This window comes from uncultured Cetobacterium sp. (assembly GCF_945952365.1).
Lineage (GTDB): Bacteria > Fusobacteriota > Fusobacteriia > Fusobacteriales > Fusobacteriaceae > Cetobacterium_A.
In genome coordinates, this window is the sequence record NZ_CAMFHX010000033.1 from 1 (window position 1) to 26,681 (window position 26,681).

At 29.3% G+C, this 26,681-nt stretch carries 21 protein-coding genes and 2 riboswitches; of the genes, 5 read left to right on the forward strand and 16 right to left on the reverse strand.

Annotated elements, in window-relative coordinates; translation table 11 throughout:
• Positions 1 to 40: 40 nt before the first annotated feature.
• Entirely contained in the window at positions 41 to 1,201 is a 1,161-nt protein-coding gene (sbcD, locus tag Q0O83_RS10285) for an exonuclease subunit SbcD (protein WP_294096806.1), read from the reverse strand.
• 112 nt (positions 1,202 to 1,313) lie between these two features.
• Positions 1,314 to 2,771, reverse strand: a complete 1,458-nt coding sequence (gene nagE, locus Q0O83_RS10290; RefSeq protein ID WP_294096807.1) for an N-acetylglucosamine-specific PTS transporter subunit IIBC — start codon at positions 2,769 to 2,771, stop codon at positions 1,314 to 1,316.
• Positions 2,772 to 3,005: 234 nt separating this feature from the next.
• Positions 3,006 to 3,065: riboswitch (Fluoride riboswitch) on the forward strand.
• A gap of 41 nt (positions 3,066 to 3,106) precedes the next feature.
• Between nagE and Q0O83_RS10295 the strand changes: the two genes are divergently transcribed.
• From Q0O83_RS10295 to Q0O83_RS10305, 3 genes are all read left to right on the forward strand, one after another.
• Positions 3,107 to 4,300, forward strand: coding sequence for a cation:proton antiporter (locus tag Q0O83_RS10295; protein ID WP_294096809.1), 1,194 nt, complete (start codon positions 3,107 to 3,109; stop codon positions 4,298 to 4,300).
• A gap of 109 nt (positions 4,301 to 4,409) precedes the next feature.
• Positions 4,410 to 5,582, forward strand: a complete 1,173-nt coding sequence (locus Q0O83_RS10300; protein ID WP_294096813.1) for a betaine/proline/choline family ABC transporter ATP-binding protein — start codon at positions 4,410 to 4,412, stop codon at positions 5,580 to 5,582.
• Positions 5,579 to 7,141: a glycine betaine ABC transporter substrate-binding protein gene (locus tag Q0O83_RS10305; RefSeq protein WP_294096815.1), complete on the forward strand. Its 1,563-nt coding sequence runs from the start codon at positions 5,579 to 5,581 to the stop codon at positions 7,139 to 7,141. Before Q0O83_RS10300 ends, Q0O83_RS10305 begins: the two co-directional genes overlap by 4 nt.
• A 68-nt stretch (positions 7,142 to 7,209) precedes the next feature.
• Here the strand turns inward: Q0O83_RS10305 and Q0O83_RS10310 are convergent, their stop codons facing one another.
• A complete protein-coding gene (locus Q0O83_RS10310; RefSeq protein ID WP_294096817.1) occupies positions 7,210 to 8,538 on the reverse strand; it encodes an NCS2 family permease in 1,329 nt (442 codons plus the stop codon).
• Positions 8,531 to 8,628: riboswitch (purine riboswitch) on the reverse strand. Its footprint overlaps the gene before it by 8 nt.
• A gap of 302 nt (positions 8,629 to 8,930) precedes the next feature.
• Here Q0O83_RS10310 and Q0O83_RS10315 point away from each other — a divergent pair.
• Entirely contained in the window at positions 8,931 to 9,344 is a 414-nt protein-coding gene (locus Q0O83_RS10315) for a hypothetical protein (protein WP_294096819.1), read from the forward strand.
• 106 nt (positions 9,345 to 9,450) lie between these two features.
• Here the strand turns inward: Q0O83_RS10315 and Q0O83_RS10320 are convergent, their stop codons facing one another.
• The 8 genes from Q0O83_RS10320 to Q0O83_RS10355 form a co-directional block, all read right to left on the reverse strand.
• On the reverse strand, positions 9,451 to 10,815 hold the full coding sequence (locus tag Q0O83_RS10320; RefSeq protein WP_294096820.1) for a BatD family protein: 1,365 nt from the start codon (positions 10,813 to 10,815) through the stop codon (positions 9,451 to 9,453).
• 9 nt (positions 10,816 to 10,824) lie between these two features.
• Entirely contained in the window at positions 10,825 to 11,412 is a 588-nt protein-coding gene (locus tag Q0O83_RS10325) for a hypothetical protein (RefSeq protein WP_294096824.1), read from the reverse strand.
• Positions 11,405 to 12,367, reverse strand: coding sequence for a VWA domain-containing protein (locus Q0O83_RS10330; RefSeq protein WP_294096826.1), 963 nt, complete (start codon positions 12,365 to 12,367; stop codon positions 11,405 to 11,407). Before Q0O83_RS10330 ends, Q0O83_RS10325 begins: the two co-directional genes overlap by 8 nt.
• Before the next feature lie 12 nt (positions 12,368 to 12,379).
• Complete coding sequence (locus Q0O83_RS10335) at positions 12,380 to 13,339, reverse strand: VWA domain-containing protein (protein ID WP_294096828.1); 960 nt, start codon at positions 13,337 to 13,339, stop codon at positions 12,380 to 12,382.
• Complete coding sequence (locus Q0O83_RS10340; RefSeq protein WP_294096832.1) at positions 13,332 to 14,069, reverse strand: hypothetical protein; 738 nt, start codon at positions 14,067 to 14,069, stop codon at positions 13,332 to 13,334. Before Q0O83_RS10340 ends, Q0O83_RS10335 begins: the two co-directional genes overlap by 8 nt.
• Positions 14,066 to 14,899, reverse strand: coding sequence for a DUF58 domain-containing protein (locus Q0O83_RS10345; RefSeq protein WP_294096836.1), 834 nt, complete (start codon positions 14,897 to 14,899; stop codon positions 14,066 to 14,068). Before Q0O83_RS10345 ends, Q0O83_RS10340 begins: the two co-directional genes overlap by 4 nt.
• A gap of 13 nt (positions 14,900 to 14,912) precedes the next feature.
• A complete protein-coding gene (locus Q0O83_RS10350; protein ID WP_294096838.1) occupies positions 14,913 to 15,842 on the reverse strand; it encodes an AAA family ATPase in 930 nt (309 codons plus the stop codon).
• Positions 15,843 to 15,980: 138 nt separating this feature from the next.
• On the reverse strand, positions 15,981 to 18,332 hold the full coding sequence (locus Q0O83_RS10355) for a bifunctional diguanylate cyclase/phosphodiesterase (protein WP_294096840.1): 2,352 nt from the start codon (positions 18,330 to 18,332) through the stop codon (positions 15,981 to 15,983).
• A 155-nt stretch (positions 18,333 to 18,487) separates the two neighbouring features.
• Here Q0O83_RS10355 and Q0O83_RS10360 point away from each other — a divergent pair, with 155 nt between their 5' ends.
• Positions 18,488 to 19,282 (forward strand): Cof-type HAD-IIB family hydrolase, encoded by a 795-nt coding sequence (locus Q0O83_RS10360; protein WP_294096842.1) that lies wholly within the window; start codon positions 18,488 to 18,490, stop codon positions 19,280 to 19,282.
• Between the two features lie 58 nt (positions 19,283 to 19,340).
• Here Q0O83_RS10360 and metH read toward each other — a convergent pair whose 3' ends face one another.
• From metH to Q0O83_RS10385, 5 genes are read right to left on the reverse strand one after another with little or no spacing between them, the layout of a single operon-like run.
• Complete coding sequence (gene metH / locus Q0O83_RS10365; protein ID WP_294096844.1) at positions 19,341 to 22,721, reverse strand: methionine synthase; 3,381 nt, start codon at positions 22,719 to 22,721, stop codon at positions 19,341 to 19,343.
• Positions 22,722 to 22,734: 13 nt separating this feature from the next.
• Positions 22,735 to 23,688 (reverse strand): homoserine dehydrogenase, encoded by a 954-nt coding sequence (locus tag Q0O83_RS10370; protein WP_294096846.1) that lies wholly within the window; start codon positions 23,686 to 23,688, stop codon positions 22,735 to 22,737.
• Entirely contained in the window at positions 23,685 to 24,431 is a 747-nt protein-coding gene (locus Q0O83_RS10375; protein ID WP_366515962.1) for a homoserine O-succinyltransferase, read from the reverse strand. The genes Q0O83_RS10370 and Q0O83_RS10375 overlap by 4 nt, the downstream gene beginning before the upstream one ends.
• 1 nt (position 24,432) lies before the next feature.
• A complete protein-coding gene (gene metF / locus Q0O83_RS10380) occupies positions 24,433 to 25,311 on the reverse strand; it encodes a methylenetetrahydrofolate reductase [NAD(P)H] (RefSeq protein ID WP_294096848.1) in 879 nt (292 codons plus the stop codon).
• A 10-nt stretch (positions 25,312 to 25,321) separates the two neighbouring features.
• Entirely contained in the window at positions 25,322 to 26,593 is a 1,272-nt protein-coding gene (locus Q0O83_RS10385; protein WP_294096850.1) for an aminotransferase class I/II-fold pyridoxal phosphate-dependent enzyme, read from the reverse strand.
• Between the last annotated feature and the right edge of the window lie 88 nt (positions 26,594 to 26,681).

Consider the following 26,681-nt stretch of genomic DNA (forward strand, 5'->3'; position numbering starts at 1 on the left):
TCTTTATCCCTTTTTAAGGAATTGGACCTATTTTTCATCTTTAGTTAACAGATTCTAAAAGCTCTAAGAAAAGTTTCAAAATGTTATCATTTGGAGCTAATCCCTCACTCTCCTCTTTAAAAAACTCTATAAAAGCCTCTTCTAAGTTCAATTCGTTATAAATAGTAACTTCGTTTTCTTTCTCCTCTATATTTATAATAGGAATAATCTCTAAAACATTTTTATTGGCTTTAATCTTTCTAATTGCTGAATTTGTTAAAGGTTCATTCAGTTTCACTTTTAAGTATATCCACTCATTACTTTCTAAAAGCTCGTTGGATTTTTGAATTGCCTCTTCTGCTCCCTCTACAACATACTCTTTAATAGGTTTGTAGTTTGTTATTGCTACCTCTTTTACAATTGTTTCACTTTGAGAGATATCTACTACAAAAACTTTTTTATCAAACTTATTCTCAGTAATTCGATATTCTAATGGTGAACCACAGTAGTAAGCATTTTTACTTTTGAAAGACATGGGTTTATGCACATGACCTAATGCAATATAATTCACATCTGGTAAATCACTTGTAGCTATAGCTCTAGACCCACCTAGCTCGAGTGCAACTTCACCTTCACCCATAGATCCAGCAACGTATATGTGTGTCATAAGTACAGAAGGAATCTCCTCGTTATTATGAGCAATTCCCTCCTCTAAAATCTCTTTTATTCTACAGTTGAATTTTTTATCTTCAAATGTTTCATTTAAAATAGCTTCACTTGGAAATGGAAGATTATATAGGTAAAGTTTTTTTTCATTTTTTTCTATAAATATTCCACCTGAAGTACTTTTATATATGTTTAAAGAGCCATATTTTCCAACTTCAATCTCTTGAAATGCTGTTTCATAGATAATAACGCCATAGTCTTTTGCCAAATGACTAACGGCATTTAATCTTGCAGGGTTATCATGGTTTCCAGGAATTACTACAATACCTACTTTACCATTTAAAGAAAGTTGTTTTATACTATCAAAAAATAGTTTTTCAGCTTCGGCAGATGGATTATAAGTATCATAAATATCACCAGCTAAAAGTATAAGTTCTATTTCCTCTTCTCTTACTATTTTTTCTAAATCATTTATAAATAATTTTTGTTCTATTATTCTAGATTGACCCTCTAACTTTTTCCCTAAGTGCCAATCAGAAGTATGAAGTATCCTCATATCCCCCTCCTAAAACTATTCTTACTACAGTTTACCACTGAATCAGGTAAAATTCAAATCTAAACAAAATAAAAAGAGTTGAGATTTCTCCCAACTCTATCTAGATATACTCTTATTTTCCAGTTAATCTTTTTAAAGCATTTGCTACGAATTCAACTTGAGTTCCTACGATAACTTGTACCGAAGTTTTTCCAGCTTTTAATACCCCAGCAATACCTAATTTTTTGATTTCAGCATCTTGAACTAAAGTGTTATCCTTCACTTCAAGTCTTAATCTTGTAATACAGTTATCAACGATAACAATATTATCTACTCCACCTAAAAGAGGGATTAACTTTTCAGCTAACTCATCATTTGTAGTTGGCTTAGAAGAAGTTGTAGCTTCATCAGATGAATCCTCATCTTCTCTTCCAGGAGTTTTTAAGTTCATCTTAGTTATAACTGCAGTAAATATTACATAGTATAATACGAAGAATACAGCACCTTGAATGATTAGCATATACCAGTTAGTAGCTAATGGGTTTCTAGATGATAATAACATATCGATTAAACCAGCTGAGAATCCAAATCCAGCCATCCATTGCATAGAAGCAGCTATGAATAAAGAGATTCCAGTTAAAATACAGTGAACTAAGTATAATCCAGGTGCTACGAACATGAAAGCGAACTCTAAAGGCTCAGTAACTCCAGTTAAGAAAGTTGCAAACCCAGCAGCAATCATGATAGATTTAATTTTATCTTTATTTTCAGGTTTAGCTGTTTTTACGAATGCAACTGCAGCTCCTAAAAGTCCAAACATCATTATTGGGAAGAATCCAGCTTGGTACATTCCAGTAATTCCTGGGATTCCAGTTCCGTTAGCGATTGATTGAGCTCCTCCTAAGAACTTAGGGATATCGTTTATTCCAGCAACGTCAAACCAGAATACAGAGTTTAATGCATGATGTAATCCAACAGGGATAAGTAATCTATTTAAGAATCCATAGATTCCAGCTCCAATAGCTCCCATTCCACTTATTGCTTCTCCAAAGTTTACTAATCCATCGTAGATTGTTGGCCAAACATACATTAAAATGAATGAAACAAGAATCATAACGAAAGATGTAATGATAGGAACCAATCTTTTTCCACTGAAGAACGAAAGAGCTTTAGGTAACTCTACATCACTAAATCTGTTGTATAAAGCTGATGAGATAACCCCAACTAAAATTCCTATGAATTGGTTGTTGATTTTGCTAAATCCAGCTGGAACATTTTCAATTTGCATGATTTGTCCTACAGCTCCAGGTGATAAAAGAGTAGTGATTACAAGGAATCCTACTAGACCAGTTAATGCAGCTGAACCATTTTTGTCCTTAGACATTCCAAAGGCAACTCCCACAGCGAATAGAATCGGCATTTGATCTATGATAGCAGCCCCTGATTTAATTAGAAACGCAGCAAGAGCACTGTTTCCTCCCCAACCAGTTGGGTCAATAAAGTAACCTAAACCTAATAAAATTGCAGCAGCAGGTAATACTGCAACAGGAACCATTAGTGCTTTACCAATTTTTTGTAAATAACTAAACATACATTCCCTCCTAAATATATTTTTTTGAAATTTTATTTCTAATGTATTTTATAATGAAAGAATTATTATGTCAAGTGTATTTTATATTTTTATTGAACATAATAACTACAATATATACAAAAAATATGGTATATACCCTTATAGAATCAATATTCAACAAAAAAAATACAATTATTCTTAAAAAAAATAATTGTTTACTTTATTTTAAAATATGATATAATAATTCTAGATTGATAATAAATAGGCGATGGAGTTCGCCATTAAACGCGTAAAGCTAATGACTCCTACTCTTTTTTAAGGGTAGGAGTCTTTTTTATTTTAAGGAGGAAAAATTTATGATTACTTTAGTTTTTTTCATTTTTTTAGCAATTTATTCAAACTATTTAGGTAAGATTGTAGAAAAATTTAAAATCCCATCTTTAATAGGGATGATGATTGCAGGTGTTTTAATAGGACCACATGGATTTAATAAAACTCCTGAGTTAGCATTAAGTTTTGCACCAGTGTTAAAAGATATAGCTTTAGTTATAGTTCTGTTTATTGGAGGGCTTGGAATCGGAGCGGATCAAATAAAAAAAATAGGACGTCCAGCTGTATTGCTTAGTATTATACCAGCAACTTTAGAAGGGTTCGCAGTAGCTTATCTTTCGATGTTATTCTTAAACTTTACATTTATTCAAGGAGCTATTTTAGGGTTTATAATCGCAGCAGTTAGTCCAGCTGTATTAATACCATCTATGGTAAGTTTAATAGATAAGAATATTGGACAAAAAAAATCTATACCACAGCTACTTTTAGTAGGAGCATCAGCTGATGACACAATAGCTATAACACTATTTACATCTTTCTTAGCTGTATATTTTCAAAAAATAGATGGGGGAAGTTTCGATATAAAAACTCAGCTTTTACTTATACCAATTTCAATAGTGTTAAGTTTATTTATGGGATGGATAGTAGCTTTTATTGGAAAAAAATCTTTTTTGAATATTAGAAATCCAAAGTTAAAAATAGCAATAATATTTACTTTATGTATGGGATTGAGATTTATAGAAAACAGATATCACTTCTCACTATATAACTCATTACTTACAATTATGTCTCTTGGGTTTTTTATTCGTTACTATTCAGGAGAGGGATATAAAGAGGTTCATGGAGGTATGAACTCTATATGGAAGTATGGAAAAATATATCTATTTACTTTTGTAGGAATGGCTATAAATCCAGCCCTTGTAGGAGGATACTTTTTTATAGGATTGACTATACTTTTCTTCTCTTTATCTATAAGATCGTTAGGAGTCTTGATAGCATTAGTTGGAACAGAGCTTACATATAAAGAAAGACTATTTTGTGTGATAGCGTATCTGCCTAAAGCTACAGTGCAGTCAGCAAAATCTGGAATTCCTTTACAGATGGGGGTTGCAGGTGGTGAAGTTATGCAAGCTATTGCGATATTGAGTGTTTTGATAACTGCACCATTAGGAGCTATAGGAATAAATTCAACATATAAAAATCTATTGAAAGATTCTTAAATAGATTTTTATTGTTAAAGGTGTAATTAAAAAAGGAAATTTAGGAATGGAAAGTATATAGGATTAGTTGCTTTTGTTTTACAAAAATTTATATTTTGAGGTGATTAATATGATTGAGTTTAAAAAAGTTACAAAATCCTATGATAAAAATACACTAATTTTAAAAAATATAGATTTCAAAGTAAAAACTGGAGAGTTTGTAGTTTTGATTGGGGAATCTGGGTGTGGAAAAACAACTACAATGAAATTAATTAACAGATTGATTGATCCGAGCAATGGAATAGTACTTATAGATGGTGAGGATATCAGTAAAGTTGATCCCATTATTTTAAGAAGAAGAATAGGTTATGTTATTCAAAAAGAAGGACTTATGCCACACATGACTATAGGTGAGAATATAGAACTTGTTCCTAAACTTTTGAAATGGGAAAAGGATAAAAGGAAGAGTAGAGCGTTTGAATTACTTCAACTTTTAAATCTTGATCCTGAAATATACTATGATAAATATCCACATGAAGTATCTGGAGGGCAGAAGCAAAGAGTTGGTATAGCTAGAGCCTTAGCTACCAACCCAGATATAATTCTTATGGATGAACCATTTTCAGCTTTAGATCCGATAACTAGAGAGAGTATTCAGGATGAGGTTTTAAAATTACAGAAAGAGTTGGGAAAAACAATAATATTTGTAACCCACGATATGGATGAAGCTATAAAATTAGGAGAAAAAATAGCCTTTTTAAAAGATGGTGAAATTTTACAATTTGGAACTCCAGATGAGATTTTAAAAAATCCAGCTTCAGAATATATAGAGCAATTTATAGGAAAAGATAGAATTTGGAAAACTCCAAAGAAGCTTTTAGTCTCGGATATAATGTCTAAACAGTATTGGACAATCGAAAAAAGAAGTAATATCTCAAGAGCTTTTAATCTTCTTAAAACACATGATACAGATTTTTTAATTGTAACCGAAAGCGAAGCGGGGAAGCATAGTGAGCCAATTGGAATAATCTTTAGGAAAAATTTAGTTCATGCTATGGAAAATAATATTTTAAGAGTTAGAGAGGTTATGGATATAGATTTTTCTACTATAGATAAAGATAGCAATCTTTTGGATGTTTTGAATAAGATGTCTAGTGAAAATGCGAAAGTCATGCCAGTAGTGGATTGTAATAATAGATTAACAGGTGTTATAACTAATTTAGGTTTAGTTAATGCTATCAGTAAAATAGCTCCTTCACCAGAATTTCAAGAATCAATTGATGAAGGAGGGGATATTTTATGAACTTTTTAAACTCTTTTATAAAATATTTCTTAGAAAAACTTCCAGAGGTAAATACAGCTTTGCTTCAACATATTGAGATAACAGGACTAGCTGTGAGTATCGCAATTCTTATAGGGGTTCCTATAGGTATATTTATAATTAGAAGTGAGAGATTATCAAAAATTGTCTTAACAATAGCTGGAATATTTCAAACGATTCCAAGTTTAGCTTTATTTGGTCTGATAATTCCAATTATGGGAATTGGATTAAAACCAGCAGTTTTTGTACTTTTTCTCTATTCGTTACTTCCAATAATTACAAATACCTATATAGGTATAAAAGGAGTTGACCAATCTACAATTGGAGCGGCAGTAGGAATGGGAATGACAAACTTTCAGGTTCTTACAAAAGTTAAACTTCCAATTGCAGTTGCAGTAATAATGGGAGGAATTAGAATCTCTACAGTTGCAACGATAGGAACTGCGACGATTGCGGCATTGATAGGTGCTGGAGGACTTGGTGAACTAATATTTAGAGGGATTTCAACGAGTAATAATAATTTAGTTTTAACAGGAGCTATTCCGACAGCGATTTTAGCATTTGTTGCTAACTACTTTTTAGGTGTGTTAGAAAAAGTTTTAACACCGAGTGGGATGCTTACAAATCGGATGGAAAAGAAAAGAAGTATAAAAATTTTAAAAGTTATTGTATCGCTATTAGTTTTATTTATCGGATTTAGAGTTTATGAAAATAGTAAAGAAAAAGGGATTCCTACGATTATAGTAGGGCATAAAAACTATAATGAACAAAGAATTTTAGGTGTTATGATGTCTCAAGTTATAGAAGCTCACACATCATATCGAGTGAAAACTGTTGAATTAGGAACAGGAACTGTTATATTTGAAGCTATAAAAAATGGTGATATAGATGTATATCCAGAGTATACTGGAGTGGCATATGCAGCATATCTTGGAAAAAAAGATAAAGCAGATGCTACAACTGTTTTTGATATTATTAAAGAGGAGTATATAAGATATCATAACTTAGATATAAGAGAGCCTATGGGATTTGAAAATACATATGCTTTTGCTATGAAACCAGAGGTTGCTAAAAAATATGGAATAAAAACTATAACAGACTTGAAAAGGTATGCAGGAAATATGGTTTTAAGTGGTCCTCATGAATTTATGGAGAGGGAGGATGGACTTATAGGGATTCAAAAAGCTTATAATATCAAATTTAACGGTATTCTTTCTATGGATCAAGGGCTTGTTATAAACTCTTTAGTTTCTGATAAGATAGAGGTCGCTCTAGTCTATTCTACTGATGGATTAATAGCTAAGCACAATCTATTTTTATTAGAGGATGATTTAAAGTTTTTCCCACCTTATGAGGTCGTTGTAACTATGAAAAAAGGATTTGAGAATATGAAACCTGATGTAATTGACTCCTTAGATTCTCTAGTTGGAATGTTAAATGAGGATGAGATGCAACGTTTAAATCTTTTGGCTATTGAAGGGAAGGAACCAATTGAAAATATTATTAGAAAGTTTTTAATTGAAAAAGGAATTATAAATTAACAAAATATAAAAAGCTGAAGGATTTTTTTCTTCAGCTTTTATATTTTAAACATATTTAATTCTAATTTTTATAAAAAGATAAAGTAACCAAGTAACGGCAGTGTTAAAATTAACACTGGTACGTTTAATTCCTTGTATCTTCCAGTTAAAACTTTGATAATAACATGAGAGATTATACCCATGCTCATTCCTGAGGCCATATTATCAGTAAAGATTGTAAACATTATTGTTATAACAGCTGGAACAAATTCAGTCATATCATCCATATCAATAAACTTTATACTTGTCATCATTAAGATTCCAATAAAGATTAAAGCTGGTGCTGTTGCAGCTGAAGGTATTATATAAACTATAGGTGTTAAGAATATAGTAAATATAAAACATATACCTGTTGAAATTGCAGTTAACCCTGTTCTTCCACCCTCTTCAACTCCTGCTGCAGATTCTAAGAAAGTAGTTATTGTTGTTGAACCGAATAGGGCTCCAACAATAGTTGCTATAGAATCCACTAAAAATGGTTTATCTACTTCTGGTAAATTTCCATTTTCATCTAAAAGTCCCGCTTGAGCAGATACTCCAAGAAGAGTTCCAAGTGTACAGAAGAAATCTCCTACGAAAAATGTGAATATAAGTGGTATAAATGCAAACTTTAAAGATCCCATAATATCAAGCTTGAAAGCTATTGGAGATATTGATGGTGGCATTGAGAAGAAACTCTGAGGTATCTGAGTAATTCCCATTGGAATTCCAAGTAAAGTTGTAATAACAATACCAATAAGAACTCCGCCTTTTACTTTATTTAAAACAAGTGCGATTGTAATGAAAAGTCCGATTAAAGAAAGTATGGTATTTGGATTTGAAATATTTCCCATAGAGATTGTTCCGTTTCCAATAGTCATAATTTGACCATTTTTAAATCCTACCATAGCTATGAAGAATCCTACGGCTACTCCGATAGCGAACTTTAAATTTTTAGGAATTGCTTCTACTATAAGTCCTCTTAAACCAAGAATTGTTAATAGTAAAAATCCTATTCCAGATAAGAATACCATTCCCATAGCTGTTTCCCAAGTTACCATTCCTCCAGCAACTAAAGTATAAGCAAAGAACGCATTTCCTCCCATAGCTGGTGCCATGGCAAAAGGTCTATTTGTGTATAGTCCCATAACGATTGAAAAAGCAGCTGATAGTATAGCAGTTACAATAGTAACAGCTTTTACATCCATTCCAGCAGCGCTCATAAATAGAGGCTGAACGATTAAAATGTATGCCATCGTCATAAATGTTGTAATTCCAGCAGTTAACTCTGTTGAAATTGTTGTGTTGTGCTCGCTAAGTTGAAAATAAGAATCAATAGCTCTTAGCACACCATTATTCTTTTGTTTAATGTTTTCCATTCGTCCTCCTAATAATAAGCCATTTACGGTGGCTTGTAGAAACTCCTGCCCTTATTGCAGGATTATATCAGTAATTAAAAATACAGAATATTGTACTATATTTCACAAAATATGTCAACTTTTATTTTTTTAAAAATATTTTTTCAGAAAATATTGCTAAGCATAATAATGTAGTGTTGGGTTTTATATCTTATTTAAACATAAAATTACAAATAATAGAAAATAATAATTATATATATAAATACGTTACGTAAAAACTAAATATAATGCCTCTTATCTGTAGTTTTATAAGTTTAAAATAATAATTATTTCTAGTAATTTAATAGGAATTGTAACTTTATATAAAATATGAGATAATACAGTGTAAATATAAAATATTTGGAGGTAAATTTATGTATAATGTAAGTAGAGAGATGTTAATTGAAGTTTTAGAGGGTTATATAAAATTAGCTAAAGAGTTAGATGGTGAATTAGTTGTATTAAATAAAGTTGATGATGAAGCTGATGAGTTTTTAATAGAAAGAATTAAAGATTTTGATTTTATTAAAACTAAAAAAAATGATTTATTAGAAATAACAATCTATGTTGATGATGAAGATGAAGTTTATGAGGAGTTTGTTATTGGAGATGGATCTGACTATGAAAAAATTCAAAAAAATATTTTCTCAAAATATCCAAAATATTTCAAAATTAAAACTTTAGAAAAAAAGACCGATACAGAAAATTCTAGAAAAGAAAAGGTGGTTTCTGGGAACAAAGATTTAAATAGTAATCATTTCCAAAAGTTTATTAAAAAAAAGAAATAAAAAAATAAATTTGTAAAAAGCGAGTTCTCGAAGTAGAACTCGCTTTTTATATTTTATAAATCCGTCATATAAAATCATTAAAAATTAGTTTTTGATATTTGTAATTTTATCTTTTTTTAGATTTCGAGACATGTCCCCTACTAAGTATAACTATAATAATTATAGCTTCAATAAGTGCAAAAAATCCAATTACTACAGAAAATAGTTTAAAATTATTTTTTGAAGGAATTTTTTCAATTTGAAGTAAATTTAATTCGATTTCTTTTATATTTTTTTCACTATTTTTATCTATAGGACTATCATATGTAAGTTGAATATCTTTCTGATTAGCTATTGGTGTTTCTATTGATTTTCCACTTACTTTGATCTCTTCACTTTTAATATTAAGTATTTCATACTTTTCACTAACTGTATTAAAATAAGGAATATTTATTGACGGTGTCTTTTGTATTCCACTCTTTTTAGGTATAAATGCAATTTCAAAAATTTTCTCATTAAAATATTTTCCATCAATTATTTTTTCATTATAATCTTTAACATTTTGGAAAATATTAAAATTTATATTTTCTTCTATTGGTAGATTATCTATAAGAGCTAAGTTTCCACTTCCTTGTAAAGTTAAGGTCAATGTGATGGCTTCACCTACATTAACTTCTTTTGTTTTCCAACTCTCTAAAGAGTTCAAAGTCCCCACAACTCCTTTGAAATCATGTGGTGCATCACTAGGTAGTGCTTTTATCTCTATTTGAATATCTTCTCTGCCGATATATGATGTATTTTCATAGAAAAAGTCTCTTGTAGGTTCTCCTATTTTAAGGCTACTTGAAGATAATTTTTTTACTCCACTATTATTTGCCTGTAAAATACCCTTGAAAAGTGTCAGCTGAACTCCTTGCTTCCCGTTAAAATCGACTGTGTTTTGAATGTAGTTATTATTACTATATGGAGTCATATCTTTAACTGAAAACTCTTTAAAGTCAGGAGATTTAGCTATATTAAGTGAACTTACTCTAACTCCACTTATGAAATACTCTTCATAAGGAATTTTTTCTCCAAAATAAAAGGTATTTTTAGGGATAATACTCTTTAGAATAAATCTATTACTTAAAGAGGAATTTATAGTTTCATTCTTTTGAACATCTATTACAATACTCTTCTCTTCTCCTTTATCAGTTCTAACTTTTAGAGAAAATTTTCCTTCAGATTTCGCTCTTACTCTATAGATATCGCTTTTAGCTGAAGTTGTTTTTCCATTAATTGAATTGTAACTATTAGTTGAACCTTTAGAAAAAACATCAAAATTATCTATTCCTTCTATTGTATATTTTTCTTTATCCTCATTTAAGAACGATACCTCTATATTGAAGTCTTCATTTTTAGATGGAGACAAGTTTGAGGCATTTAAGACTAACTCTGAAAAACTTAATTTACAAAGTAGTAGCATCATTATACATAAACTAGTTTTTTTCATTCTTACTCCTTACCATCTATTTTCACTATCTTTATTTTCACTTTTATTTAAAACTCTTTCATTGTTTTTAAAAGCTTTTTTTTCATTACTTTCAAGACGTTGCATTATACTTTTTAATTCATCAGCTTTTTGTTGCTCTTTTTGTCCTTGCCCTTCTTGACTTTCATTTTGCTGTTGCTGTTCTCCAGAAGATGATTGAGACTCTTTTTCTGAAGACTCACCTTTCTCCTTTTGAGAGTTTTCAGAATCTTTTGAATCTTCTGAATTTTTATTATTATCAGAGTTATTATTACTCTTCTCTTCTTGATTCTCTGATTTATCATTATTTTCTGAGCTATTCTGTTGCTGTTGTTGATTTTCCAATGATTTTAAAGCCAATTCATAGTTCTTTTTTATATTTACATCACCATTGTTATCCAATGCTACTTTATACTCTTCAATAGCTTCTTTTATTTTGTTTTCTTCAATAAATCTATTTCCTTCTAAGAATTTTATATAACCAATATTTTCAGTTTTATCCATAGATTTTTTTAAGTTAAAAACAGAGAATACACTCAAACCAATACCTAAAATAAAAAGTGAAACTATTTTAAACATATGATTCACTCTCCTTTTTCTTAGGTAAAAAATATCCCAATAAAATTAGGAACAAACCAATACCTAATGGATATTGATAATATTTTTCATATACTTTTAAATTTTCTTCTCGCTGAGAAGTTTTATCTAACTTTCCAATATCATGAATTAACTTTTTATAATTACCTGTATTCAAATTATTTAAACTATAGTATTCTCCACCACTTTCTGATGCTAACTCTTTTAAAAAAGTGTTATTTAATTTTGAGACTACTATATTTCCAGAGTTATCTTTTATAAATCCGTTGTCTATTGGAATAACGCTTCCCTCTTCTGTTCCAACTCCTAGAATAAATGTTTTTAAATTATTTTTCTTAACAAAATCTAAAACTTCGGGTTCTTTATCTCCACCATCAGAGAAAATTATAACATTCTTATCTTTTGCTTCTGTTTTTTGAAATGAACTATTTGCAAGTTTTAAAGCTTCTAAAAGTTGTGTTCCACCACCTGATATAAGCTTACTATCAATAGCATCTATATAGTTTATAGCCATAAAATAATCATCAGTTAAAGGCATCTGAATATATGCACTATCTGAAAAGGGAATTATTCCAACTCTATCTCCTTTTAAGTTTAATAGAATCTCTTTCAATTCATTTTTACTCAGTTCAAGTCTATTTGGATAACTATCTTGTGCTAACATGGATTTAGATATATCTATAAGTATATATAAATCACTTCCTTTAACCTCAACTTTTTGTTCCTCTTTTAGCTTCTGTGGTGAAAGTAGTGCTAAAAAGATAAAAAAAGCTCCTACAGATAAGAAAATAGCTTTTAGAGAGGTGTAAAAAGTATCTTTTTTCCATCCAATATTTTTTAAAATATCTTGTCTTTTTTTTATTCCCAATATTAAAAATAGCAAAGTAAATATTGGGATAAGTATAAATTTTAAACTATCTATATTTCCAAATTCCATATCTATCCCTCCTTAAGGTATTCTTATATATTTAAAGTATTGGAAAAACACTCCAAATAGTAGTAGTAAGAGTGCGATTTTTAATAACTCTTCATAATACTCTTTTATATCATAAACACTTCTACTATCTATTTTAGTTTTTTCTAAGTTATCAATCTCATTAAAAATATTTTGAAACTCTTTTGAATCACTAGCTCTAAAGTATTTTCCATTTGTTTCGGCTGCAATAGTTTGAAGTAGATTTTCATCAAGCTCATTGTTTTGAACATATCGAGTTCCAAAAAAACCAGGAATGGGAATCTCTTTTGCTCCAATTCCTATTGTATAAACTTTTATTCCTAAATCTTTAGCTACTTTTGCAGCTCCAATAGGACTCATCTCACCAGAGTTATTTTCACCATCAGTCATTAAAATAACAACTTTAGATTTTGAGTCAGAATCCTTTAATCTATTTAAAGCAACACCTAATCCCATTCCAATAGCAGTTCTATTATTACTACTTATATCATCCGTTGTAATTGTAGAAATCATATTTTTCAAAACGTTATGGTCAAAAGTCAAAGGAACCTTTGTATATGCTTCACCACCAAAAACTACTAGTGATATTCTGTCATTGGCTCTTTTGTCCACAAAAGTATTGAGGATTTCTTTTGATTTTTCGAGTCTATTTGGATTAAAATCTCGAGCTTCCATAGATTTTGATAAGTCTAAAGATATAACTATATCTATTCCATCTTTTTTTATAATTTTTCCTTCACTCGTAACCTGTGGTCGAGCTAAAGCAAATATCATAAAAATTGTAGATAAATATATTAGAACTTTTCCTAAAAGATGTTTTTTACTTCCTTTAGAGTGTTTTTTTATAATCTGTATTCCAGGAACTTTGATAGCTCCACTAGCTCTTTTTCTAAAGAAAAGATAGGTAACTATAGGAATTAGTAACAATATATATGGTAATTTAAAGTTAAACACTATTTTTCTCCTTTCTTAGTTTTTCAACTATTTCAACAGCTTTTTTCTTATATTCCAAATACTTTTCATCACTGGAAACAGTATTTGGATCAAATTTTAAATAATCCATTTTTTGAATAAAATCAATATCATTATGAGTTAATAGAGAAACTAGTTTATAATCTCCACCTAGAAAATTTGTTTTATACACACTATCTATATACTTTCTTAACTCTAAACTAATTTTCTCTGTCCAGTTATTCTCATTAACTTTAGAAATTCCCTTCTTAAAAATAATATAGGGATTTTTTAATCGATTTATTATATATAATGCTATTGCCAACAAAATTGTAAAAATTCCACTCATACCAGAAATTATAGCAAGATATGGATAATCTTTTTCTACATACATATTATTTAAATCAGATAGCTCTTTAAAAGGTTCTTTATCCTCTTCAGTTAAACTCGAAGATATTAGCAATTTTAATCTTTTATCACCTAAAATAATCTCTTTTTCTCCGACTTCATAACTAGAAAATGTAACTATATATGAGCTATCTTTTTCTTTATCTAAAGAGTATATTTTAAACTCTTTCATATGCTCTTTTATATCTTCACTACTGATATCTCCAGATATCTTTAATACGATTTTATCTCCTACATAATATTTATTTTCTTTAATCTCATCTCCAAAACTTAAAAGTGATAAAAATATGAAGATAAAAAGTGCTAATAGTTTTATCTTTTTCATTTTACTCTCCCTTGACAGAAAAATCTTGATATCTCTTTAACATAGTCTTCACCAACATAAAGATTGATACCATTTTTTAAGTTAGTTATATTGAAATCACTTTTTGATTTATAGTTTTCAACTACAATCTGCTCTCCTGTTTCTGAATCCTCTAAAGTAAAAATAGCTCCTTTAGGCAGTGATTCAAATTTTCTGTCACCTATTCTAACTGAAATTACTTCATGTCTTTTTGATAAAATCTTCAGCTCTCTTTCATAGTTATCATCTAAAAAATCAGAGATTAAAAAGATAATAGATCGTCTTTTAAATATTTTTCCAAAATATCTAAGAGCATTCGCTATATTTGTATTTTGGCCTTTTGGATTTAAAGTCAATAGGTTTTCTATAATTGAAAGTGCATGTTTTTTACCTTTCTTTAAAGAGATAACTTTTTCAATCTCATCAGAAAAAAATAGAGCTCCAACTCTATCTCCATTTTTATTAGCACTAAACGCTAAACTACCAACTAACTCAGTTATTAAATCTAATTTATCTTTAAATCTATTTGAAGCTGATACATCCACCAATAAAAATACAGAAAGCTCTCTTTCTTCTACAAACTCTTTTACATATGCTTTTCTTTGTTTTGCTGTAACTTTCCAGTCTATTTTTTTTACATCGTCTCCTGGAGCATACCTTCTAATATCAGCAAACTCCATTCCGTTTCCTTTTAAACAAGATTGATATTGTCCTGCAAAAATATTATCTGATAAAATTGTAGCTTTTATTTCTATATTTTTTATTTTTTTCAACAGTTCTTTTTTGCTTTCTCTACTGTTTTCAAAACTCATAGGTTCTCACTCCTTAGGGTAAAACTACTGTTTTTAATATGTCCTCTATAATATCCTCTACGCTTTTATTCTCAGCTTCAGCTTCATATGTAAGTATCAATCTATGACGTAAAACATCATAAATAACTTTTTTAATATCTTGAGGCATAACAAAACTTCTTCCCTCTAAGAAAGCTGCTGCTTTTGAAGCTATAATAAGCCCTATACTAGCTCTTGGTGACGCTCCACATGCTATATATTCAGATTGCTCCCTTGTTTTAAATACGATATCTAAAATATACTTTTTTAACTTAGGGTCTATGCTAATTTTTTTAATCTCTTCCTTTATTTCCTCTATATCTTTAGGTGTTATTATAGTTTCAATAGGTATATCATCGAACTCTTTTTCTCCTGTTAAAAGTTCAATAATCTCCATCTCCTCTTCGTAAGTTGGATACTCTATTTTTACCTTCATTAAAAATCTATCTTGTTGTGCTTCAGGTAATGGATATGTCCCATCTTGCTCTATAGGATTTTGTGTTGCCAAAACTATAAACGGTTTATCTAATTTAAATGTCTCATTAGCTATTGTAACTTGTTTTTCCTGCATTGCTTCTAATAACGCTGATTGAACTTTTGCAGGAGCTCTATTTATCTCATCAGCTAATATTATATTAGCAAATATAGGTCCCTTTTTAACGTGAAAATCTCCAGTCTTTTCATTATAAATCTCTGTTCCAACTATATCACTAGGTAATAAGTCTGGTGTAAATTGTATTCTCGAAAAACTTAATCCAAGTGTTTCTGCAATAGTATTTACTGTCAATGATTTTGCCAATCCAGGAAGACCTTCTAAAAGAATATGGTTTCCTGTCAAAATTCCTATAAGTATTTTGTGAACCATATCTTGTTGTCCAATAACTTTTTTAGAAATCTCCTTTTTTAAAGTATTAATTCTTTCCATGTTTTCCTCCTAAATTTTAATAATATGTAATTGTGATTCTATTATAAGCATAAAAATTAAAATCACCAAATTTTTTGACGAAAAAAAAAGAGTAAAAGTTTTAATTTCACCTTTCTTTTACTCTTTAATATATATTATTTATAAAATTGTTTCTAATATTTCAGATTTAGGTAGTGGCTTTGAGAACAGATACCCTTGAATGTAATCTGATTTCATATATTTTAAAAGCTCTAAATCCTCTTTTGTCTCAACACCCTCTGCGACAACTCTTAAATTTAATGCATGAGCAGTATCAATACACAATTTAACTAGTGTTTTATATTCATCGCTATCCTTCATCCCCCATACAAAACTTTTATCTATTTTTATATTAGATAAAGGAAGTTTCACTAAATAATTAAATGCTGAATATCCAGTCCCAAAATCGTCAAGAGATATCTTTACTCCGATATCTTTTAAATTCTTAATTTTTAATATATTTTCATCTATATTTTGAAGTAACACTGTTTCTGTTATTTCAATCCCTACATATTTAGGATTTACATCAACTTCATTTATAATTCTTTTAATATTTCTAACAAAATTATGTTTCATAATTTGAACTGCTGAAATATTAACAGATACAACTATTTTTCTATCTCTATTTTCATTTACTTTTTTAGCAAATGCAAAAGCACTTCTGATTATAAAGTTTCCAATTTCATCTATTAAAGTAGATTTTTCCATTATGTTAATTATATCTATAATTGGAACTCTTCTGTATTTATCATTATTCCATCTCAGTAAAGCTTCTAATCCAACTAAATTCTTATTACAACAATATTGAGGTTGATAATATAATTCAAGTTCATCTTTTTCTAAAGCGTTTCTTAAATCTTGCTCAATCTCTTCATTTAGACATCTTTTTTTATCTAAATCTTTATTGTAAAATACATATTGATTTTTACCTTGATCTTTTGCTTTGTATAGAGCTAAATCTCCTTTAGTTAAGAAGTTGTCAATACTTTCTTCTCCGGTATTTCCAGTTACTATTCCAATGCTTGCAGATAATGTAGTAAACTTTATTTTTTTACCTGTTAATAGATTTAAAATTTTATCTGCTGTTTCAGTTGCAGTCTCTTTATTCATCTTTCCTTCCCAGGCGATAACAAACTCATCTCCACCTATTCTAGAAACGAAACCATCTCTACATATATTTTGTAAATCTTCTGCAAATTCTATTAAAATTTCATCTCCATGTTGATGACCGAAATTATCATTTAAATGTTTAAAATTATCTAAATCCATAAACATAATTGTTGCATCTGCATCATTTTTAACGAGTTCACTTTCAATGAAATTGTATAACCCTCTTCTATTAGCTAATCCTGTAAGGGCATCTGTATATGCCATTTTCTTTATTCTAGCTTCTTGACTTTTCATCTCAGTAACATCTCTCATAGTACAAACTATCCCAATAACCTCTCCAGATATATCTATAATTGGAGATTTAAAAACTTCAACAATCTTTTCCCCCGACTTAGTTAGTAAAGTTCTTACCAAACTGATATTACTTTTATTAAAAATAACATCCTTATCCTCTATCTCAATACTTTCTTTATGTTCTTTTCCAAGTATATCTTCCTCTTTTAAATTTAAATACATAAGTTTATTTAACTCTGTAAGTTTATAAAAAGTAGAGTTACTTTGAATAATGTCTCCCTGTCTATTTTTTGTAAAAACAGCAAAAGGCATATTTTCTAGTAATATATCAAATTTAACATCTTTATTTTTTAAATCTGTTATATCTTTAGCAATTCCCATAGTCCCCAAAATATTATCTTTTGTATCAACAACAGGAATCTTATAGATATTAAACTGCTTATAACCTTTTTTTCCAGGAATAATTTCATCAAATATCAATTGCTTTCTTTCTGTCATTACTTTCAAATCATACTCTCTGCAGTTTTCCCCAATCATACCATCCCATACAAATTGATCATCTTTTCCCCTGATGGTATCAAAATCTTTTCCACAATGCTCTTTAAATTCATTGTTAACAATCATATATTGGCTACTTTTATTTTTAAACCAAGCCATATATGGAATATTGTCCATTAAAGTATAAAACTTTAATCTATTTTCTTCAGCTTCATCTTTTATAAAAATAGTTTCTTTTAGTTGATCTAATACTAATCTAATCTCTTTTAAAGAGTAGGGTTTTAAAAGGAAATTAGTTGCTCCTCTTTTTATGTAATCAGAAGGTCTTTCTTCTTTTAAGATATTGACAGATACTACTATTCTATCTAATTTTTCTTTAAAACATTCAAAAACATAGTCGTTATAACTGTCAAATATAATAAAATCGTAGTTTTTCCAATTATTTTTTGAATATTCTGCAATATTCAAAAACTCGAATTCGTAATCTTGTAATAAATATAATCCTAGTTCCTCTAGTGATGTTTTAGCTTTTTCACTATCGTGTAAAATTAGTACCCTTGATTTTTTCATTTAACTTCCTTTGCTCCTAATTTGTTTCACATTCTAACATGTGTTTTATAACATTTTAACATAGATTCTATTTTTTTCAAATATTAATATTGTATTTATAATTTTTTAATACTATAATACATTTGAAAATATAATTTAATAAAGGGGGCAAGGCAATGTATAAATTAATAATTTCGGATTTAGATGGTACTCTTGTAAATAGCAATAAAGGGGTTTCAGATTACACAAAAAAAGTTATTAAATTACTAAAAGAGAGAGGAATCTATTTCATCATTGCAACTGGAAGAAATTTGAAAGGTGCAAAACAAATATATGATATTTTAGAACTGAATGGTGAAATTATTTGTAATAATGGTTCAACTATTTATAACAACAAAGGGGAATTAATCTTTCAAAAGATTATTGATAAAAATATTGCTAAATTAGTTTTCACAACAGCTTTAAATAATGGTTGTACTTTTTTAGGAAGTTATGGCGCTCAACTATATATCGAAGAAGGAACACTTGATATAGTTAATACTTACTTATATAATCCAGCTCAAAATCCTATAGAATTAAATATGGATAACATATCTTCATTCGATTTTGAAAAAATTGTATTAATGAGCAAAGATAACAGTAAATTAGAAAAACTATCAGTTGATTTTAACTCTTTAAAAGAAGTAAATGCCTTCATTTCTCAAGAGGATTATCTTGATGTAGTTCATTTTGAAACTTCAAAAGGTAAGGCTTTAAAAGCACTAGCTAATTCTAAAAATATAGACTTAGAGCATACAATTGCTTTCGGAGATGCATTCAATGACTATGAGATGTTAAAATTTGCTGGAAAAGGATTAGTTATGCCCAATGGTTTTGATGATTTAAAAAAAGAGTTTGAAGTTTTAGAACTGACTAATGATGAAAATGGAGTAGCAAAATATCTAGCTAAAGTTTTTTCGCTAGATGTATAAAAATAATTATAATTAAAGTAAACGCCAAGCAACCAATTTTTATGCTTGGCGTGGTTTTTTATAGACCCATATATCTTTTTAGAATTGTTGGAGAGATCAATCTCACTTTTGAAATCTCCTCAATTTGGTCATCAAGTATAATACGTGGTGATATATATTCACTTTTTGGATTACCAATATATATTCCACAAACTGTGGATAAAGGTTTCATTGAAAAGTTTTCACTCAATTTCACACCAATATTTTCAGCTTTTAAAAATTCAAATATATCTTTTTTTAAAGAGTGATCGGGTAGACAAGGATATCCTATAGCTGGCTTTATATGAATATTCCAATTACTTTTAGAGATATATTCTTGTAGATATTCTGAAGAGGCTTCTACTAAAGTATTTGCTAGAAGTTGTTGAAAGATATCTGTCTCGTTATCAGGTTTAATACTGGCAATAAATATACCCAAATAGTCTTCTTCTTCGAAATAATCTGCAAGTGATTCATTTGTTGAACCTTGATTTCTAATTAAAGGAATTTTCATTCCAGCAATATCTAAAAAATCATTATTTTTTGAAACTTCACAAATTTTATAGATAACTTTAATGACAATATTTTTACTTGACCAATCTTTTAAAGTTCTATATGCTTCATCTAAAACTGTTTTCTCTTCAGAACTACCTTTAACTTTTAAAGTTGATAAAAAAATACTCCAGTCAATATTTTTTAATACATTTTGAATTTGAATCTGTAGAACTTTTTTTTCAAATGATTTTGGAGCAATTGGGTTATAGCTTTTATGAATACCATTTAATCTAGCTGTAGATATATCTTTTGTAATAGTATTATTTTTATTACTATAATAAAGCTCTCTTAAATTTTGATACTCGTTTTCTACTTTCTCTTTAAATATTTTTGACGCTTCTCCTAATAAAGAATCCAATAAAACGACTGTTGAAGAAGCATCTGTTGTATAAAACACAGATTTTTTATATACTGGCTCTAATTTTAAGGCAGTATGTAGTTTAGATGTAGCAGCTCCAGCAATAATAATGGGTATAGTTTTATTATTTTTATCAAATAGCTCTAAAACTTCTTTCATTTCACTTAAAGATGGAGTTATTAATCCACTCAATGTAACTGCATCTACTTTATATTCTACTGCGGAATTATATATTGTCTCCTTATCGACCATAACTCCTAAATCAATAACATCATATCCATTACATGTTAAGACAGTTTTTGTAATATTTTTACCGATATCATGAACATCCCCTTTAACAGTACACATTAAAATTTTTCTTTTAGATTTCTTATAGGTTTCTTTTTGTTTTATATGAGGTGTTAAATATTTTACAGCATTTTCCATAACAACTGCTGACTTTATAATCTGTGGAAGATAAAACTCTCCTTTTTCAAATCTATCTCCTACCTCCTCTAAAGCAACCATCAAAATATTTTGAATAATATCTAAAGCTTTATAACTTTTTAAGGCTTCATCTATATCAGATTCTAAATCCCTAACTTTTCCTTCTAATATTTTAGTTTTCAATCTCTCTTCAACGTTTTTTTCTATCTTCGAAAGTGATAAATCTGAATTACTTTTCCTATCTACTACTACAGTTTTAAATTTTTCTAAAACTTCATCAACGACATCTTCACCGTCTATCAATCTATCAACTAAAGTAACCAACTCTTCAGAAAACTCAATCACCTCTTCATTTGGATTTACAATCCCCATATTCAAACCATTTTTAATTGCTTTTTCTAAAAATCTATCATGAATAAGTTTTCTTAAATTGCTGTTTCCTCTAAAAGCAAAAGATAGATTACTTATTCCACCACTAATTTTAGCTCCTTTTAAATTTTTAGATATCCACTCTGTGGCTCGAATAAAATCTACAGCGTGATATCTGTCCTCCTCTCTTCCAGTGCCTATAGTTAAGATATTTGGATCAAAAACAATGTTTTCTTTTTTCCATCCATTCTCTACTAATAGATTGTATGCTCTTTTACAAACATCTATTTTTTTATTGTACTCTACGGCTTGGCCCTCTTCATCAAAAGCCATAACAACAACCGCAGCACCATAACTCTTAATAACTTTAGCTTTTCTTAGAAACTCCTTCTCCCCCTCCTTCAAACTGATTGAGTTTACAATAGCCTTTCCAGGAATATTTTTCAACGCAACCTCTATCACATCAAAGTTTGAAGAATCAATCATTATTGGTATTTGTGAAACAGCGATATCATTACTTAAAGTTTTCAAAAATATTTCCATCTCAACTTTAGAATCTAAAAGAGCATCATCTAAATTTATATCAATTATACTAGCTCCATTTTCAATCTGTTCTCGACTAATCTCTAAAGCTTCTTCATATTTTTTCTCTTCAATCAATCTTTTAAATTTTCTAGAACCTGCAATATTATTTCTCTCTCCAACTAAATAAAAATTCAAGTTATCTTTTAATGGCCTATTTCCAGCTAAAAAAAAACCATCAGTTTTTTTAATATCAATCTCTCTAGGAATTTTTCCATTACAATATTCACTTATTAATTTTATATGCTTTGGTGTTGTTCCACAGCAACCACCGATAATATTTATTTTCTTGTTATCAATCAAATCTTTTAAATGTTCTAGCATCATCTCTGGTTTTTCTAGATATTCACCATTTTCATCTGGAAATCCAGCGTTAGGGTATACAGATAACATCTTCTCTGTATATTCACTCAACGATTCAATTAAAGGTATCAAATCTTTTGCACCAAAAGAGCAATTCAGTCCAAAAGAAACAATACTGTCTCTATCTAAAGATGTTATAAGAGATTTTATATCTTGCCCCGATAATATTTTCCCATTTCTATCAACCGTGGCTGAAATCATTATGGGAATTTTTCTTCCAACTTTCTCTGAAATCTCTTCACAAGCCATAACTGCTGCTTTTGCATTTAAACCATCATAGATAGTTTCTATTAAAAATAGATCAGCTCCGCCATCATATAATGCCTGTGCTTGAATACAATAGTTCTCGAATAACTCATCAAAACTAATCTCTCTATCTAAAATACTACTTTTAGTTGGAATAGATGCACTTTTATTTGTTGGTCCTATCGAACCTGCTACTAAAACTTTTCTTTTTGAATTTATAACAGCCTCTTTAGCTAATCTAGCTCCCTCAAATGATAAGCTGTAGGATTTATCTTCAATACCATAATCTTTTAAAGAAACGCTATTTGAATTAAATGTATTTGTTTCAATAATATCAGCACCTGCTTCGATATATCTTCTATGTACATCTAAAACTATATCTTTTCTAGTTATATTTAATATATCATGACACCCTTTATATCCTTTCCCTTCAAAACTATAGTCCTTCTCCTCTAGATTATAACTTTGAATTGCTGTTCCAGTAGCACCATCTAACACATATATTTTATTTTGAACGAACATATTCCCCCCTCTTCTAATTCCAAGCATTTGAATTTTTAATTTTATATAAGTCAGCTATAATTGCATTCGCTGTTGGCAATGCACCAGCTCCCTTTCCATAGAAGAATGTCTCTCCTAGATGCTCTCCATAGCTTTCAATTCCATTATATACATCTTTTACTCCATACAACTGATCTTCTTCACCCACTAAGGATGGTTTTACATATATTTTAATCCCATCTTTACTCTTTACTGCTTCACCTATAAGCTTAAATCTTTTTCCTAAAACTTTAGCAGCTTCAACTTCTTCTTTTGTTATTTTATCAATTCCTTCTATTTTAATATTTTCAAAATCTATAAGTTCATCCCATACTAAATATGATAATAAACTAATCTTATGAGCAGTGTCAATACCTTTTACATCAAATGTTGGATCTAACTCTGCATATCCATTACTCTGAGCCACACTAAGAGCTTTTTCATAGGTATATCCCTCTTCCATCTTGCTTAAAATATAGTTAGATGTTCCATTTAAAATCCCTCTTATTTTTTTTATTCCTCCAGAAAATGTTCCTTCATAGATAGATGATACTGCTGGAGTTCCACCTGCAACAGCCCCTTCAAAAAATATTTTCACACTATTATCCTTAGCCAACTTAAAAATCTCTTTTCCTTTTGTTGCTAAAAGATATTTATTTGCAGTTATCAAGTTTTTCCCACTCTTCAAAGTTTCTTTAGCTATATGAAATGCTGTTGTATTCCCTCCGATTAACTCAATTATAGTTTCTACACTTTCATCTTTTAAAATATCCTCATAATTTTTAGTAAATCTATAATTTTGTTCTCTATTCACACTTTCCTTCAAATCACAAATCCAAGATATCTCTATTTTCTCTCCAACTCTTTTCTCTATATTTTTTCTCTCTTTATCTAAAAGCTCTAATACTCCTCCACCAACAGTTCCAACACCTATAATTCCTATTTTCATCTTATTCCTCCTATAAACTTTATCCAATTTTTATAAAATTCATCTCTATGATTTTTCCAACTAAAATTTATTTCATTATCTGGGTTATTTTGTACAAAATAGTTCTTTGGAATCTCTGCTTTATCTCTTTCATACTCAAATTTTAAACGTTCAACTTGATATTCACTATGACCTGAAATAAATATACTTTTATAATCGGTCGTTGAACATATATACACTCCTGCTTCCTCTGATTCTCCAATTATTATTAAGCCAGATTCTTGAATGCTCTCTTTTTTATTGTATGTATTTCTTGAATGAGGAGCACAAAATTTATTTTTTATAAATGGATTTTCTGCTTTCACTTCATGCTCATATATACCAAATAGTTTTTTCTCTAACTTATGTTTCTCTATTCCAAACTTTGAATATAAAGCTCCTTGAGCAGCCCAACAGATATAGATTGTTGGAAGTTTATTCTTTTTAAAAAACTGATCTATCTCTTTCCAAAAATCTACCTTTTCATATTCATACATCTCTATAGGAGCACCAGTTACAATAAATCCATCATATTCATCCTCACATATTCGATTTAGAGGTGTATATTTCTCTTTTAAATAATCTAAAGATATATTTTTATATCTATGAGTTATGGGGTATATGTATTTCAACTCTATATTTTTATCTATATCTTCAAAAATTGTTGAAAATTGATATTCCACCTCTTGTTTTATCGGCATCAGATTTATAATCCCTATTTTTATTTTAACCCACCTCCCCTAAACAATCTTTAACTTTCTCTATTCTTCTCATAATCTCTTTAGTGACATCAACTTTATTCATTGTATAAATATGAATCCCAGAGACTCCCGAGGATAAAAGATCAATTATTTGCTCAACAGCATACGCTATTCCAGCTTCTTTTAATGCTTCTGGATTATTTGCATATCTTTCTAATATCTTTTGAAACTTTAACGGAACTGTTGATCCACACAGCTCTGTTATTCTTTTTATCTGATTTGCATTTGTCACTGGAATAATACCTGCAATTAAAGGGATATCAATTCCTAACTTTTCACATTTTTCCTTGAAGCTATAGAAATGGTTGTTATCAAAGAAAATCTGTGATATTAAAAAGTCTGTTCCTTTTTTAACTTTTTCTCTTAAATAAAATAGATCTAAAAGGTCATTTGTTTCTAAGTGTCCCTCAGGATAGAATGCACCCCCAACACATAAAGCACTCTCTTTTTTTATTTTTTCAACTAGCTTACTAGCATATTTAAAATCACCTTCAATTATTTCAGCATCTTTTGGAAGATCTCCTCTTAAAGCTAAAACATTTTCTATATTTTCTTTTTTTAATTCCTCTAATATATTATCTATCTCACTTTCTTTTGTACCTATACATGTTAAGTGAGCTAAAGCTTCTATTCCGTGTATATTTTTTATTCTAGATGCAATTTCTACAGTTCTTCCCCTACTTGTTCCACCAGCGCCATATGTCACACTTATAAAATCGGGTTTTAATTTTACAAGCTCATCAATTGTTTCAAATACACTTTCAATAGGATATTTTTCGTTAGGTGGAAATATTTCAAATGATATAACTGGTGATTTCTTTTTATATAAATTTTTAATCTTCATGATTCCTCCTCTATCTACTCAATTCTATTGCTTTTTGTAAATCCAAAATCAAATCGTCTATATTTTCTAAGCCAACTGATATTCTTATCGTTTCAGGTTTAACTCCTGATTTTTCTAACTCAGTATCACTCAGTTGTCCATGTGTTGTCGAAGCTGGGTGTATAATCAGAGATTTTGCATCAGCGACATTGGCTAAGTGAGAAAATAGTTTTAAAGAATCTATGAATTTTTTTGCACGTTCTCTACCACCTTTTAAACCAAAAGTAAATATAGATGTTGCACCATTTTTAAGATATTTTTCTACCAACTGTTTATCGGCGTTTTCATCAAATTCTGGATAACTAAGCCACTCAACCTCATTGTTTTCATATAAAAACTTCGCAACCTCTTTTGCATTTTTCACATGTCTTTCCATTCTCAAAGATAACGTTTCTATTCCTTGAAGAATTAGAAACGCGTTGAATGGTGAAAGAGCAGCTCCTGTATCTCTGAGTGTTTTTACTCTTGCTTTTGTTATGAATGCATTTTCATTTAAATCAGAGTACTTTAAACCATGATACCCACTATCCGAAGTATTGAAACTCTCAAATTTTTCATCTTTCCAATTAAATTTTCCACTATCAACAATCACTCCCGCTATTGAAGTCCCATGACCGCCTAAAAATTTTGTTGCTGAATGAACAACTATATCTGCACCATATGAAAATGGTCTTATTAAATATGGAGTTGCAAATGTATTATCTACAACGAGTGGAATATTGTATTCCCGAGCAATACTTGATATTCCTTCAATATCTACAACATCTCCACTCGGATTTCCTAAACTCTCTATAAATATTATCTTTGTTTTAGAATTGATTAAAGCTCTTAACTCATTTAAATTTTTTGGATTAAAAAATTTTGATTCAATACCATAATCTTTTATTGTATTTGCTAAAAGGTTATATGTACCTCCGTATATATTACTTGCTGAAAGTATTTCATCACCACATTTTGCTATAGTCAAAAATGTATAGGCAACTGCTGCTGCTCCAGAAGCAACGGCTAATGCTCCGACACCGCCCTCTAAAAGAGCTACTCTTTCCTCTAACACTGCTGTTGTTGGATTTCCTAATCTTGTATATATATTTCCTGGTTCTTCTAAAGAAAATAATCTTGCTGCATGATCACTATCTTTAAATACATATGATGATGTTTGATAAATTGGAACTGCTCTTGAACCTGTTTCTGAATCTAGATATTGTCCACCGTGAAGCTGAATTGTTTCAAATTTATAAGCCATAACCACTCCTTTTTTATAAAACAAAATTTTTTAAAATAAAAAATAGCAGCTCACAAAAATGACGTGAGCTGCTTTTCTTTTCCCTTCA

What these genes read in the sequence shown, in the direction of transcription:
- Q0O83_RS10340 (WP_294096832.1), bottom strand. Translation starts at nt 14,069, where the DNA reads ATGAAAAAGATAAAACTATTAGCACTTTTTATCTTCATATTTTTATCA.
- Q0O83_RS10385 (WP_294096850.1), bottom strand. Translation starts at nt 26,593, where the DNA reads ATGGCTTATAAATTTGAAACAATTCAGCTTCACGGTGGACAATATCTA.
- Q0O83_RS10320 (WP_294096820.1), bottom strand. Translation starts at nt 10,815, where the DNA reads ATGAAAAAAACTAGTTTATGTATAATGATGCTACTACTTTGTAAATTA.
- Q0O83_RS10325 (WP_294096824.1), bottom strand. Translation starts at nt 11,412, where the DNA reads ATGTTTAAAATAGTTTCACTTTTTATTTTAGGTATTGGTTTGAGTGTA.
- Q0O83_RS10310 (WP_294096817.1), bottom strand. Translation starts at nt 8,538, where the DNA reads ATGGAAAACATTAAACAAAAGAATAATGGTGTGCTAAGAGCTATTGAT.
- metF (WP_294096848.1), bottom strand. Translation starts at nt 25,311, where the DNA reads ATGAAGATTAAAAATTTATATAAAAAGAAATCACCAGTTATATCATTT.
- Q0O83_RS10315 (WP_294096819.1), top strand. Translation starts at nt 8,931, where the DNA reads ATGTATAATGTAAGTAGAGAGATGTTAATTGAAGTTTTAGAGGGTTAT.
- Q0O83_RS10305 (WP_294096815.1), top strand. Translation starts at nt 5,579, where the DNA reads ATGAACTTTTTAAACTCTTTTATAAAATATTTCTTAGAAAAACTTCCA.
- Q0O83_RS10350 (WP_294096838.1), bottom strand. Translation starts at nt 15,842, where the DNA reads ATGGAAAGAATTAATACTTTAAAAAAGGAGATTTCTAAAAAAGTTATT.
- Q0O83_RS10360 (WP_294096842.1), top strand. Translation starts at nt 18,488, where the DNA reads ATGTATAAATTAATAATTTCGGATTTAGATGGTACTCTTGTAAATAGC.
- metH (WP_294096844.1), bottom strand. Translation starts at nt 22,721, where the DNA reads ATGTTCGTTCAAAATAAAATATATGTGTTAGATGGTGCTACTGGAACA.
- Q0O83_RS10295 (WP_294096809.1), top strand. Translation starts at nt 3,107, where the DNA reads ATGATTACTTTAGTTTTTTTCATTTTTTTAGCAATTTATTCAAACTAT.
- sbcD (WP_294096806.1), bottom strand. Translation starts at nt 1,201, where the DNA reads ATGAGGATACTTCATACTTCTGATTGGCACTTAGGGAAAAAGTTAGAG.
- Q0O83_RS10330 (WP_294096826.1), bottom strand. Translation starts at nt 12,367, where the DNA reads ATGGAATTTGGAAATATAGATAGTTTAAAATTTATACTTATCCCAATA.
- nagE (WP_294096807.1), bottom strand. Translation starts at nt 2,771, where the DNA reads ATGTTTAGTTATTTACAAAAAATTGGTAAAGCACTAATGGTTCCTGTT.
- Q0O83_RS10300 (WP_294096813.1), top strand. Translation starts at nt 4,410, where the DNA reads ATGATTGAGTTTAAAAAAGTTACAAAATCCTATGATAAAAATACACTA.
- Q0O83_RS10345 (WP_294096836.1), bottom strand. Translation starts at nt 14,899, where the DNA reads ATGAGTTTTGAAAACAGTAGAGAAAGCAAAAAAGAACTGTTGAAAAAA.
- Q0O83_RS10355 (WP_294096840.1), bottom strand. Translation starts at nt 18,332, where the DNA reads ATGAAAAAATCAAGGGTACTAATTTTACACGATAGTGAAAAAGCTAAA.
- Q0O83_RS10370 (WP_294096846.1), bottom strand. Translation starts at nt 23,688, where the DNA reads ATGAAAATAGGAATTATAGGTGTTGGAACTGTTGGTGGAGGAGTATTA.